Below are 12,429 nucleotides of genomic sequence, written 5' to 3' on the forward strand. Positions count from 1 at the left end.
GGATAAGGATTAATGTTGTTTAAGAGAATTTTGGCGTGTCCCTAAGCTGCGCAAAGGGTCAGGCTATCCGTTACAATCTTTTGTGTTGCTTTCGGCTACGCTCAAGGCAACACAAAAGGATTTCCACTACTATCCTTCACGCGGACAGGAGTATTAAAAACCCAGTTTCTCGTCGAGTTCGGTTGTGCCTTCTTCCTGCTGCTGGTATTGGTTACAGTCGTAAGTGATAGATACACCTGATTTAGGCGCTTCAAAATCTGCATGACTAATTTTCAAAGCCGGGTTAGCATAAACCTTTTTAATGAAGCCGGCAAAAATTGGAAGCGCCGTATTTGCTCCTTCACCCTGGTTAGTACTAATGAAGTGGAAGGCTCTGTCTTCACATCCCGTCCAGATTCCGGTTACCAATTGTGGAGTAATCGCCATAAACCAACCGTCAGAGTTATTTTGAGTAGTGCCTGTTTTTGCACCGATTGGTGCATTCACTTTATACTTATAATTTAACCTCGAACCTGTTCCATTTGAAACCACGCCTTTCAGCATTCGGGTCATCACATAGGCAACTTCCTCGCTCATAATAGGTTTAGGTATTTCTTTTTGCGAGAACAGTACCACACCATTTTTGTCTTCAATCCTTAATAAATAAATTGGTTTGGTATAAGTTCCTTTATTTGCAAAAGCCCCGTATGCGCCTACCATATTAAATATTGATGAATCAAAAGTTCCCAAACAAATGGATGGGTAGGCTGGAACATTTGGAATGCCCATTTTGGTAGCGAGATTAGAAACTGCAACCGGACCAACCTGCTTCATTAAATATGCGGTAACAAAGTTTTGTGAGTAAGCCAATGCTTTTTGTAAAGTAATGCTTCCTGGTAAAGGCTTTCCAGAATTTCTTGGTGTCCAGTTTTCACCGTAACCTTCGATGGTTACAGGCGTGTTTGATACCGTATAACAAGGAGAATAACCATTTTCAATTGCAACTGCATAAGTAAATGGCTTCGCTGTTGAACCTACTTGTCTGGTACCCATTTTTACCTGGTCATATTTGAAATGTTCGTAATTAATTCCGCCCACCCATGCCTTAACATGCCCATTGGTCGGATCCATCGTCATCATGGCGTTACGCAGTAACATTTTATAATAGCGTACCGAATCAATAGGCTTCATCACCGTATCAATGTTTCCTTTCCAGGTGAAAATGGTCATTTCGGTTTTGGTATTAAAATCAGTTTTGATCTCTTCGTCAGATTTACCTTCCAGCTTCAACGATTTATAACGATCTGATCTTTTAACGCCTTGCTCAATCTGTAAATCTTTTCCTTTAAAAGGATTTCTACCCTTCCAGCTATTGATAAATTGAGCCTGTAGAACCTTCATATATTCTTTCTGAGCTTCCTCGGCATATACCTGCATATCGTAATTTAAGGTTGTATATATTTTCAACCCGTCACGATCCAGATCGTAAGGTGTTCCGTCAGGTTTGGTAATCCCTTGTTCCTGAAAAATTGTCTTGATATCATTCTTTAATACCGACCGGAAATAGGGTGCAATCCCATCATTAACAGTTGCCGCATTAAAGTGTAAGCCCAGTGGTTTTTCCTTCTGCTCGTCAAATTCCTGTTGGGTTAATAATTCCGATTTTACCATCATCGCCATTACAGTGTTTCTTCTGGTTCTGGAACGCTCCGGATGGCGGGTAGGAGAGTACATCGTAATCCCCTTTTGCATCCCAACCAAAGTTGAAGCCTGGGTTAAGGTTAATTTATCTGGAGTGGTATTAAAATATACCCTTGCGGCAGATTTTATGCCATAAGCCTGGTTACCGAAGTCGACCGTGTTTAAGTACATGGTGATGATCTCTTCTTTGGTATAATTCCGTTCCAGCTTCACCGCTACAATCCATTCTTTAAACTTGGTTAATACCAATGAAAAGAAATTCAAATTTGATTCCCTTGGGAAAAGATTTTTGGCTAACTGCTGCGTAATGGTACTTGCACCTTGCTTTTTGCCAATCAGGTTATAGCCAATAATGGTAAATGTACGTTTGAAGTCGATTCCTGAGTGCTCTTTAAAACGGGTGTCTTCAGTGGCAATAAGTCCGTTGATAACGTTCTTCGAGATATCTTTATACGTAACATTCGACCTGTTCTGCACAAAATAAGTTCCTAACGGGCGGCCATCTTCGGCAATAATTTCAGAAGCCTGATTACTTTTTGGGTGTTCAATGTCTCTGAAAGAAGGTAGCGCACCAAAAAGCCCCATTCCAATCATTGAGATGAAAATGGCAAAAAGTGCTATGCCACCAACCACTATTTTCCATATGATTAAACTATATCTTCTTGTTTCTAGTGCAGAAAGGGATTTATTCATTTTGTGTTGTAATTAGTTCAAAAGCTAATCAATTGAAGCTTATTTTAGCCGCAAATTTATTAAAATTTTAACGAACCGGATTTTTGCTGCGTTCAACAGCATGCATACTACTTGTAATTATCTTTTAAAAATTCTAAATATTCGTTGATGCGATCTCTGCTGTTCAGCTTTTCGAAGTTTTCTTTACTAATAATAAAGCCTCTGTAAAGATTTGCAGGCACTTTCATAATATTTTTTAATTGCCCGATGATGCTTGACTCGTAAAGTTTTGCATCTTCCAAATCAATAAAGCTGGTTACGTAAATCAACTGATCGTTATCCAGCTCAATCAATTTATGCGCCAAATCATTATCAGGGTAGTTACCTCGGTTAAACTGGCCAATTCCAAAACGTGATGAACTTAAAGTTAAACTCGCATCTGCGACATCAATTACATAATAGTATTCGTTTGAAGTAGCTGCGCTAAAAATACTTGCTGGTTTTACTACATCAGCAGGCTTAACTTCTGCTGGTTTTTCAACCGGTTTTACAATTGTCTCGGCAGGTTTTTCTTCCGCAGCAGCATTGATATCGTTATTAAGCGGTTTTGCTGGTACCGCAATGGGTTTTGCCTGACTCACAAATCGAGGCTCATTTGAGTCGAAATCAATTAAAGCCACGGGGCGTTGTTTAAATTCAGCCAGATTGGCTTCGATGTATTTTAAATGATCACGCACTAAAGGCGTAACAATTAAATCGTTTGGATAGAGTGTCGTAATCGCATTGAACTCCGTTAATAAAGGGTCGAGCTTGGCTGTACGCCCAACAGCAATTGCCTTTAAGTAAGCGTACTGTGGTGCCAAATCGTTATCAGGAAAAGCACTGATGTTATCGTTTGCTTGTTTAATTACGCCTGGATAATCTTTTTTAGCATAAGCTTCGAAGGCAACATTGTAATTGTTGTTTGCAATGTTTTCCATGGTACTTTGCTTCGCCGAAAAAGATGGATCTAAAATGGTTTTAGCATAGTTCGACTCTGGAAATTTCTGTAACACCAGCTGTCTGAATTCGTTCGATCTGTTTTCATCAACTCCTTTATTATTGAGATACAAACTGTAATATATTGCATCCAGATGGTTGTTATTTGGATATCTTCGTAACAACTCTGCATAAATTTTATTTGCTTCATTTTTATCATTCAACTCCTGTTGGTAAAAACTGGCAATTTCGAAATAAGCATCGATAATTTTTTGATCAGATGCGGCAATTAGAGCAGGTGTTAATGGTAGCGCATCAAGATATTGCTTCTCGAGTGATGTTTGATCTGTTGAAGATTGCACATTATTTCCATTTGCAGGTGTAATGGTGTTGGCAACATTGCCGCCGGTCATCACTTGTGTATTCTCCTGTGCAGATGATCTTTGGCTTTGGCGCCAGTTATCTTCCAGTTGTCGGTTCCCCCAGCGCCTTTTAAAATCAGCAAAGCCGGTACTTATCGCCGCATTATTGTTAAAATAGAAAGTACTACCTGCAGCAACCTGAGGCGAATTAAGCGACTGGTTCGGAAAATCTGGATTATTCAACGTTTGATTGTTGAGTACAGTCACATTTGCCACCTCTACTTTAGGCGTTAAATAATTCTTAATTCTTGCCTCCCTTTCTGTAGATGGAAGTTGGGCAATCATTTGTGCGGTATCTTCCTTCGCGATAATGGTATAACGATCGGTTAAATACTTTAAGTTATCAGCCTTTTTAACAATATTGTCGTAATCCGGAAAATTCTTAGGTAAAATCATTACTGTACTATCGTAATACAGTTTCGCCTTGATGTAGTTGTTAAACTCCTTAAAATTTAAATCAGCAATTTTAAGATAGGATAATGCCTTTTGGTTTTGATTTTTCGTACTTTTCTGTACTGATTTCTGATAATTTTCTTCGGCTTTGGTAAATTTGCCTTCCCTTGAAAAAAGTTCTCCAACCTGATAGTAGATCTGGTCGGTATAATCGAAATTTTTATCGTCTTTCAGTAACGCCAGCAATGCTTTATCTTCATCAACCTTATAACCGCTAATTAGCGCTCTTACTTTAATGCGTTGCAAATTGGCGTGGAAGTACATTTCAAACGGTGCGTTACTATTTTCTACCTTAGTATAATTAATAAAGGCATTTTGAAGATCGTTTTCCTGCTCCTGAAGTTGTGCCAGAATATATCGCCAGCGAATACGCAATTGCTTATCGTCGCCCAAACGAACCGCATTTTCAAGCAATAACATGGCCTCTTTATTCCGCTTCTGATAAATTCTCATTTGCGCTGTGGTAGCCAGTGGCTCAGCAATGTCGTTTTTCAGATTATCGGCAGCACGTAACATGGTATCTAGGATTTTATCCGCCACAACCATGTTATTAAGTTCCATTTGGCTACGTGCTTTCCAGTTCATGGCCATTACAAACGTTTTTAAATTATTGTTGTACGTTTTGGCTACATAATCAAAATACTCTGATGCAATAAAATAATTTCCTTTTAAATAATTTGCCTTACCCAATAACATGTAGGCATCATCAATATAATTACTAAAGCTTTTATCGTTGATGATACTTTGGCCTTTGGTGATGACCTCATCTAATTGCTTATTCGGTGTGCCAGGCGTAAGCACCAGATTCACCTGAGGCTCTGGATCGAGATAAACTGGTAAAATTTTTTCGTAATTATCGGTATAGCTTTGTAGTAATCCCTCATTATATTCAGTTAGCAAAACATTTGAGTTATAGATATAGTTATACCTTGCCGTTAAATTTTGAAACTTACGGTCGATAGCAGTATCTTTATTTGCTACACAGCCATAGATGAAAAGCAGGCTGATGAGGAGGAGGAAGGGATTTAATGCTTTGTTAGAGTGTTTTTTCAAGTATGATAAATTGCGTTAGTGGGTGTACAATAAACAAAATTTTAACAAAAATATTTTATTTGGCTGCAAATTATAATTATCCAAAGTTAACTTAATTATTGCATTTAAAAATGGAAAATCCTAAAGAAGACGATACAAAGAAAAAAGTAAATGCAGCCGCAAAATATTCTGCCATAGGCTTTCAGATGATCATTACCATTGGTTTACTCACTTTTATTGGTTATAAAATTGATGAACATAGAAATAGTGAAACCAAGATTATCACTGCAGCTTTTGCTTTATTAGGAGTAGGCATAGCACTTTACCAGGTGATTAGACAGGTAACAAAATAAATTAGAAGTTTACCTGATTCATCCTGTGGTGTGCTGCAACAAATTAAAAATCAAACATTTTGCTGCGATACGCTTACCAAAAATGTGATTAAAATCCCTATCTTTGCAGCAGTTTTTAACCGCAAAGAATTATTTTTCAATTGACTCTGGCCAAATTTACAAGCGTATATTTAATTTTCGTTGGTTTAATGATCGGTATAGTTGTTCTTATACCACAAATTCTTCCTGCTTCAGATATTTTGGTGCCCAGCTTTTGGCTCATCTTTGGGTTTTTAGGAGGAATAACTTACATCGCTTATCTATTGGCTCATATCGGTATTCATAAAAACCCGGAAGCAGGCGTAGTAGCAATATTAGGGTCGGTAATTGTGAAGCTTATTTTTTGTATGGCTTTTGTATTGATTTACAGTATAAAAGCGAAGGAAAGCGGTCTACTTTTTATAGTAAATTTTTTTTCTCTTTATTTATTGTTTACCGTCTTTGAAATGTACTGTTTGTTGCGTAACTTGCGCCACCAAAATTTAAAGTAAAAAACTGCCAATAAATGGATTTTAACCAAGTTTTCATGTCGAAAGTTAAGAAGGTAATTGTTGTTTTTACGCTTTTAATAGCGTTTTTATCTATCAAAAATGATACTTTCGCTCAAGCTGATACTGTTACATCGCTACCTGTTGATACAGCTGTAGCCGCTACTCATGAACCAGGTGCTGTTGTTAACCACGCTGAAGCGCATGAAGAAAAAGAAAAAGGTTTTGATATTACTTCATTCATTTTTCATCACATTAGCGATAGTCACTTCTTTACGCTTTTTGGTCATGGAGAGCATGGTGTACACTTGCATTTGCCAATCATCCTTTGGACAAATACTGGTTTAGTCACTTTTAGCTCTGCTGCTTTTAATTATAATGATGATGGTACCCATGTTGTAGAAAAAGGTGGCCAACGTTTTGTAATGGCACACAACAAAATTTATTACGCAAACGCTACTGCAAATGAGCATGGTGCCTTTGTATCTCACGAAGTGAAAGATGGTGCAGAAGTTGTTACCAATGCCCGCCCGCTTGATTTCTCGATAACTAAGAATGTTTTCAGTATGCTGTTATCAGTGGTTTTGTTGGTTCTTATATTTGGTACAATCGCATCTTCATACCGCAAAAGAAATGGTAAATCGCCAAAAGGTTTACAGTCGTTTTTAGAGCCAATTATTTTATTCGTTCGCGACGACATTGCCAGACCAAATTTGGGTCATAAATACGGTGCTTTTATGCCTTATTTATTGTCTGTGTTTTTCTTTATCTGGTTAAATAACGTTTTAGGTTTGGTTCCATTTTTTCCGGGAGGCGCAAACGTAACTGGTAACATTGCTTTAACTATTGTATTAGCGGTTTGTACTTATTTAATTACTACGTTTAAAGGAAACAAACATTACTGGAAACATATTTTCTGGATGCCAGGCGTTCCTGTTCCGATGAAGATATTTTTAGCGCCATTAGAGTTGATTGGTACGTTAACCAAGCCAATTGCCTTGGCGATCAGGTTATTTGCAAACATTACAGCGGGTCACATTTTGGTGATGTCGTTACTTTGCTTAATCTTTATTTTTAACTCGCTTTGGATTGCTCCGGCTTCAATTTTCTTCGCTGTGTTTATCGGCTTAATTGAATTTTTGGTTGCATTTATTCAGGCGTTTATTTTTACTACTCTTTCTGCCTTGTTTATAGGTATGGCAGTTGAAGAGCACCACTAAGAACATTATTGTTAAATAAATATAAATAAATCAGAAAATGACTGGAACATTAGCTGCAATCGGCGCAGGCTTAGCTGCAATAGGCGCTGGATTAGGTATCGGTAAAATTGGTGGATCTGCAATGGAATCTATTGCTCGTCAACCAGAAGCCGCTTCAAAAATTCAAACTGCTATGCTTATCGCTGCAGCCTTTATCGAGGCGGTTGCTTTATTCGCAGTAGTAGTTTCTTTGATCGCAAAATAATCAAAGAAAGAATTAATACAAGAACCTTTTCGGGATTGCCGTTAAGGTTCTTGTTTAAATGATTAGTTGAAAATAAGAATATTAAATATATAAGATGGATTTATTAGTTCCTGAAATTGGCTTGTTAGTTTGGAATAGCATAGCTTTTTTATTGTTGTTGTTTTTGCTAGGTAAATTTGCCTGGAAACCAATTATGAAAGCTATCCATGAGCGTGAGCAAAGTATTGATGATGCTTTGAACAAAGCGGAATTGGCTAAGCAAGAAATGGCTCGTTTAACCAGTCAGAACCAAGATTTAATGCAACAAGCACGTGCTGAACGCGATGAGATTTTGAAAGAAGCTAAAACTTTGAAAGATAGCATTTTAAACGAAGCTAAAAAACAAGCTCAGGTTGAAGGTGCTAAATTGATTGAGAAAGCTAAAATCGAAATCGAAAATCAGAAGAAAGTGGCTTTAGCTGAAGTTAAAGGTCAGGTTTCTACATTATCATTAGAAATTGCTGAACGTGTATTGCGTACGCAGTTAGATGATAAAACAAAACAAGAAGCATTAGTGGCTAATTTGTTAAAAGACGTTGAATTAAATTAAGTTTTAAAGTATAAAGTTTAAAGTGCAACGTTTGAAGTTTTAATCTCAGGGTTAAACTTTTAACATTCAACTTTTAACTTTCAACTCAAATATATGTCAGAAATTAAAGTTGCAGGCAGATACGCCAAATCATTAATCGACTTAGCTGTTGAAAACAACGGTTTAGCTGAATCGTACAATGATATGGTTTTGTTTGAAAAAGTAGTTGACGAAACTCCTGAGCTAGAAGCAATATTAAAAAATCCAATTGTGCCTTTAGATAAAAAAGTTGGCATTTTGAATGGAATTTTTGGTGATAAAGTAGGTCAGTTATCGCTTACTTTTTTCAAAACTGTGGTAAATAAAGGCCGTTCGGCAATTTTATTTGCTACAGCAAAACAGTTTATTAAACAATACAACGAGATCAAAGGAATTGTTACTGCTGATGTGACTTCGGCCACTGCGCTAAGTGCGGAAGCTAAGGCACAGATTATTGAAACTGTTAAAAAAGAACTAGGCGCTAAGGAAGTGATTGTTAACGAAAAAATTGACGAGAAACTAATTGGTGGTTTTATTTTAAAAGTTGGCGATAAGCAGTTTGATGCAAGTATTGCCAGTGGTTTAAATAAACTTAAAAAAGAATTTGCTGCTTAGTAGTAACAAGATTTAAGTATCAAGTATCGAGGTTGGATTTACAAACTATGAGGGATACTGAACTAACAAAAGAACTACATCACAACAATATATAAACCCGATTGGCAGCGATAGGCTTTGAAGCTGAAAGCAAAAAGACTAAAGCAGAAAGCGGGACTAGAATAACAGAAGAACTACAAGATTTACATTTACAAAAAGATATAATTAAAATTATGGTAGAGGTAAGACCAGACGAAGTATCGGCAATTATCAGACAGCAATTGGCGGGCTTCAAATCAGAAACCGAACTGGAAGAAGTTGGTACCGTGTTGCAAGTGGGCGACGGTATTGCCCGTGTTTACGGTTTAACTAAAGTTCAATCGGGTGAGTTGGTTGAATTTGCAAACGGCCTGCAAGGCATTGTATTAAACCTTGAAGAAGATAACGTTGGTGTGGTACTTTTGGGTGCTTCTGACGAGATTAAAGAGGGTGATACAATTAAACGTACCAAAAAAATTGCCTCTATTAAAGTTGGTGAAGGTATGCTTGGCCGCGTGGTGAACACATTAGGTGAGCCTTTAGATGGTAAAGGCCCAATCTTAGGTGAAACTTACGAGATGCCTTTAGAGCGTAAAGCACCAGGTGTTATTTATCGTCAGCCGGTAAATGAGCCTTTACAAACTGGTATTAAAGCAATCGATGCGATGATTCCAATCGGTCGTGGTCAACGTGAGTTGGTTATTGGCGATCGTCAGATTGGTAAAACTGCGGTTTGTATCGATACTATTATCAACCAAAAAGAATTTTATGAAGCAGGCCAGCCTGTGTTCTGTATTTATGTAGCTATCGGCCAGAAAAACTCTACCGTTGCGAACATTGTACGCACACTAGAGGAAAACGGCGCTTTACCATATACAGTTGTTGTTGCTGCTTCGGCCGCTGATCCTGCTCCAATGCAGTTTTATGCGCCATTCGCTGGTGCTGCAATTGGTGAGTTTTTCCGTGATACAGGTAGACCAGCTTTAATTGTTTATGATGATTTATCAAAACAAGCTGTGGCTTACCGTGAAGTATCTTTATTACTTCGTCGTCCACCGGGCCGTGAGGCATATCCTGGTGACGTTTTCTACTTACACAGTCGTTTGTTGGAAAGAGCTGCGAAGATCAATGCAAATGATGATATCGCGAAAGATATGAACGATTTACCAGAATCGATTAAACATATCGTTAAAGGTGGTGGTTCATTAACTGCTTTACCTATCATCGAAACGCAAGCTGGTGACGTTTCTGCTTATATTCCAACTAACGTAATTTCAATTACTGATGGCCAGATTTTCTTAGAGTCGAACTTGTTCAACTCTGGTATTCGTCCGGCTATTAACGTAGGTATCTCGGTATCGCGTGTGGGTGGTAACGCTCAAATTAAATCGATGAAAAAAGTAGCAGGTACTTTAAAGTTAGATCAGGCACAATACCGCGAGTTAGAGGCTTTCTCTAAATTCGGATCTGACTTAGATGCTGCAACGAAATCGGTTTTAGATAAAGGTGCACGTAACGTAGAAATGTTAAAACAAGCACAATTCTCTCCATTTTCTGTTGAGAAACAAGTTGCAATTGTTTACGCTGGTACTAAAAATTTAATGCGTAATGTTCCGGTTAATAAAGTTAAAGAATTTGAAACTGAATTTTTAACTCAATTGGAAATGCGTCACCCAGAAACATTAGCAGCATTAAAAGCTGGTAAATTTGATGATGGCATTACTGGTGTTTTAGATACCGTAGCAAAAGAGATTTCAAGTAAATACTAATAGAGTTGAAAAATAAAAGTAGAAAGTTTAAAGCTTTTTACTTTTAACTTTTTGCTTTACACTTATTAAGAATGGCTAATTTAAAAGAAGTAAGAAACCGGATTGCATCGGTACAATCAACACAACAGATTACCAAAGCTATGAAAATGGTTTCGGCTGCTAAGTTGAAGCGTGCTACCAATGCAATCATCGCTTTACGCCCTTATGCAACTAAACTGAAAGAGATTTTGGGAAATCTATCAGCAAGTTTGGAAGGTTCTTCATCGCCTTTTATTCAAGAGCGTGAACCTAATAAGGTTTTAATTGTAACCGTATCATCAAACCGTGGTTTGGCTGGTGCTTTTAACATGAACGTAATTAAAGCGGCCAATAATTTAATTGCCGAGAAATATAGCGAACAGTTGAAAAACGGTAACGTGAGCATTATATCTATTGGTAAGAAAACACAGGATTTTTACGAGAAACGCAAATACAATGTTATTGGAAACAACAATGAAGTATTTTCGGCCTTAACTTTCGAAAACGTAACTAAAATTACAGATGCAATTATGGCTGGCTTTCTTAAAGGCGAGTTTGATAAAGTTGAAGTAGTTTACAACCGTTTTAGAAATGCGGCCGTTCAGTACATTACTACTGAGCAGTTGTTGCCGTTGCCAAAGGTTGAAGAAGCTGTAGAAACAAAAGCTGATAAAAAAGCAGCTAATGTGGATTACATTCTGGAGCCTTCTCAGGAAGAAATCGTTGAGCAATTAATCCCTAAATCAATTAAAATTCAGTTATACAAAGCGGTGTTGGATTCTCACGCATCTGAGCATGGCGCACGTATGACATCGATGGATAAAGCAACTGAAAATGCTGGTGAATTATTGAAAGCCCTAAAACTTTCATACAACCAGGCTCGTCAGGCAGCCATTACAACTGAGTTAACTGAGATTGTAAGTGGTGCAGCAGCATTGAACGGATAATATAATCTGGAAATCTTAAGTCGGAAGGCTTGAGTTTCTTGAAAAACATTAAAGCCCATTTCTTAATTGAAATGGGCTTTTTTAGTTAAAAATAAATGCTCTCTGGATTAATTTTTACTCTCATAAAACCGCTTTCAATCTTCTTGATATTGGTGCCATCTCCACGATAGACTGATGCATTAAATTTAGCTTCTAACAAATATTTGCCTGATTTTAGTTTTTGCAAGTTGGTAATTTCAAACTTAGATTGCTTTTGTAATTCGGGCTTTAATAACGCATGGTAAACCAAACTAGAATAACCATTGGTTTGAAGGCCATAGTTATCTCCGGATAATTCGAAAACAACACCATTTTGTGAGTTGTTTCTACTAAAATCCAGGGCAAATTTACGCTCGCCAACACTAAATAAGTCTAGCTTATTCAAGGGCATAAACAATGATGTTTGGTTGCTTGCTGGTTGTGCTTGGTTTTTATTATACTTTTTCACGAATGATAGGGTTATACCATTCCTGTTTCCATCGGTAAACTTAAAAAACCTGCCAAACATCACTGAGTCTTGATCGCCAGAAATATATTCCTTCTGTTTAACCAATGAATCTAACTTTACGTTTGTTTTAGCGTTAATTAAACCCCGGCCTAAAGTTTCTGTTTGCACCATTAACTTTCCATCAAGAACGTATGAAACAGAATCTCTAAGCAATTCTAAAGGATCGGGTTTTTCAACTGGTGGAGGTTCGGTTGGCTCAATGACTGGATTTTCTTTTTTGCAGGCAGCAAGGCACATTAAGGCTATAGCAAGCCCTAGAAACTTTTTGGTTTTCATATAACTGATTTTATTTGTGTGTGCTTAAAAATAACAAAATCCTACGGATCG

11 protein-coding genes are annotated in these 12,429 nt (G+C 37.4%); 8 read left to right on the forward strand and 3 right to left on the reverse strand.

What is annotated here, in order from left to right:
• Nucleotides 1–153 precede the first annotated feature (153 nt).
• Together EA772_RS08255 and EA772_RS08260 are read right to left on the reverse strand one after the other, a co-directional pair.
• Complete coding sequence (locus tag EA772_RS08255) at nucleotides 154–2,373, reverse strand: transglycosylase domain-containing protein (RefSeq protein ID WP_010602432.1); 2,220 nt, start codon at nucleotides 2,371–2,373, stop codon at nucleotides 154–156.
• A 107-nt stretch (nucleotides 2,374–2,480) separates the two neighbouring features.
• Nucleotides 2,481–5,258, reverse strand: coding sequence for a tol-pal system YbgF family protein (locus EA772_RS08260; protein ID WP_124912432.1), 2,778 nt, complete (start codon nucleotides 5,256–5,258; stop codon nucleotides 2,481–2,483).
• 110 nt (nucleotides 5,259–5,368) lie between these two features.
• On the opposite strand from EA772_RS08260, the gene EA772_RS08265 reads away from it, so the two are divergent.
• The 8 genes from EA772_RS08265 (at nucleotide 5,369) to atpG (ending at nucleotide 11,555) form a co-directional block, all read left to right on the forward strand.
• Nucleotides 5,369–5,590, forward strand: a complete 222-nt coding sequence (locus EA772_RS08265; protein ID WP_010602430.1) for an AtpZ/AtpI family protein — start codon at nucleotides 5,369–5,371, stop codon at nucleotides 5,588–5,590.
• 188 nt (nucleotides 5,591–5,778) lie between these two features.
• Nucleotides 5,779–6,120, forward strand: a complete 342-nt coding sequence (locus tag EA772_RS08270) for a hypothetical protein (RefSeq protein WP_246834073.1) — start codon at nucleotides 5,779–5,781, stop codon at nucleotides 6,118–6,120.
• Between the two features lie 35 nt (nucleotides 6,121–6,155).
• Nucleotides 6,156–7,337 (forward strand): F0F1 ATP synthase subunit A, encoded by a 1,182-nt coding sequence (gene atpB / locus EA772_RS08275; protein ID WP_238533670.1) that lies wholly within the window; start codon nucleotides 6,156–6,158, stop codon nucleotides 7,335–7,337.
• A gap of 37 nt (nucleotides 7,338–7,374) precedes the next feature.
• The gene (gene atpE, locus EA772_RS08280; RefSeq protein WP_010601523.1) at nucleotides 7,375–7,581 is read left to right on the forward strand and encodes an ATP synthase F0 subunit C; all 207 of its coding nucleotides are present in this window, start codon (nucleotides 7,375–7,377) and stop codon (nucleotides 7,579–7,581) included.
• Between the two features lie 94 nt (nucleotides 7,582–7,675).
• The gene (locus EA772_RS08285) at nucleotides 7,676–8,170 is read left to right on the forward strand and encodes a F0F1 ATP synthase subunit B (protein WP_010601524.1); all 495 of its coding nucleotides are present in this window, start codon (nucleotides 7,676–7,678) and stop codon (nucleotides 8,168–8,170) included.
• Between the two features lie 93 nt (nucleotides 8,171–8,263).
• A complete protein-coding gene (gene atpH / locus EA772_RS08290; RefSeq protein ID WP_116170429.1) occupies nucleotides 8,264–8,803 on the forward strand; it encodes an ATP synthase F1 subunit delta in 540 nt (179 codons plus the stop codon).
• Nucleotides 8,804–9,015: 212 nt separating this feature from the next.
• On the forward strand, nucleotides 9,016–10,590 hold the full coding sequence (gene atpA, locus EA772_RS08295) for a F0F1 ATP synthase subunit alpha (RefSeq protein ID WP_010601526.1): 1,575 nt from the start codon (nucleotides 9,016–9,018) through the stop codon (nucleotides 10,588–10,590).
• 71 nt (nucleotides 10,591–10,661) lie between these two features.
• Nucleotides 10,662–11,555, forward strand: coding sequence for an ATP synthase F1 subunit gamma (gene atpG, locus EA772_RS08300; RefSeq protein WP_010601527.1), 894 nt, complete (start codon nucleotides 10,662–10,664; stop codon nucleotides 11,553–11,555).
• Between the two features lie 85 nt (nucleotides 11,556–11,640).
• On the opposite strand, the gene EA772_RS08305 is transcribed toward atpG, so the two are convergent.
• Nucleotides 11,641–12,378 (reverse strand): hypothetical protein, encoded by a 738-nt coding sequence (locus tag EA772_RS08305; RefSeq protein ID WP_124912434.1) that lies wholly within the window; start codon nucleotides 12,376–12,378, stop codon nucleotides 11,641–11,643.
• Nucleotides 12,379–12,429 lie beyond the last annotated feature (51 nt).

The sequence above is a fragment of the Pedobacter sp. G11 genome, assembly GCF_003860265.1.
Lineage (GTDB): Bacteria > Bacteroidota > Bacteroidia > Sphingobacteriales > Sphingobacteriaceae > Pedobacter > Pedobacter agri.

Coding starts and splice junctions, on each gene's coding strand:
- atpE (WP_010601523.1), top strand. CDS start 7,375: ATGACTGGAACATTAGCTGCAATCGGCGCAGGCTTAGCTGCAATAGGC.
- atpB (WP_238533670.1), top strand. CDS start 6,156: ATGTCGAAAGTTAAGAAGGTAATTGTTGTTTTTACGCTTTTAATAGCG.
- EA772_RS08265 (WP_010602430.1), top strand. CDS start 5,369: ATGGAAAATCCTAAAGAAGACGATACAAAGAAAAAAGTAAATGCAGCC.
- EA772_RS08255 (WP_010602432.1), bottom strand. CDS start 2,373: ATGAATAAATCCCTTTCTGCACTAGAAACAAGAAGATATAGTTTAATC.
- EA772_RS08305 (WP_124912434.1), bottom strand. CDS start 12,378: ATGAAAACCAAAAAGTTTCTAGGGCTTGCTATAGCCTTAATGTGCCTT.
- atpA (WP_010601526.1), top strand. CDS start 9,016: ATGGTAGAGGTAAGACCAGACGAAGTATCGGCAATTATCAGACAGCAA.
- atpG (WP_010601527.1), top strand. CDS start 10,662: ATGGCTAATTTAAAAGAAGTAAGAAACCGGATTGCATCGGTACAATCA.
- EA772_RS08285 (WP_010601524.1), top strand. CDS start 7,676: ATGGATTTATTAGTTCCTGAAATTGGCTTGTTAGTTTGGAATAGCATA.
- EA772_RS08270 (WP_246834073.1), top strand. CDS start 5,779: ATGATCGGTATAGTTGTTCTTATACCACAAATTCTTCCTGCTTCAGAT.
- atpH (WP_116170429.1), top strand. CDS start 8,264: ATGTCAGAAATTAAAGTTGCAGGCAGATACGCCAAATCATTAATCGAC.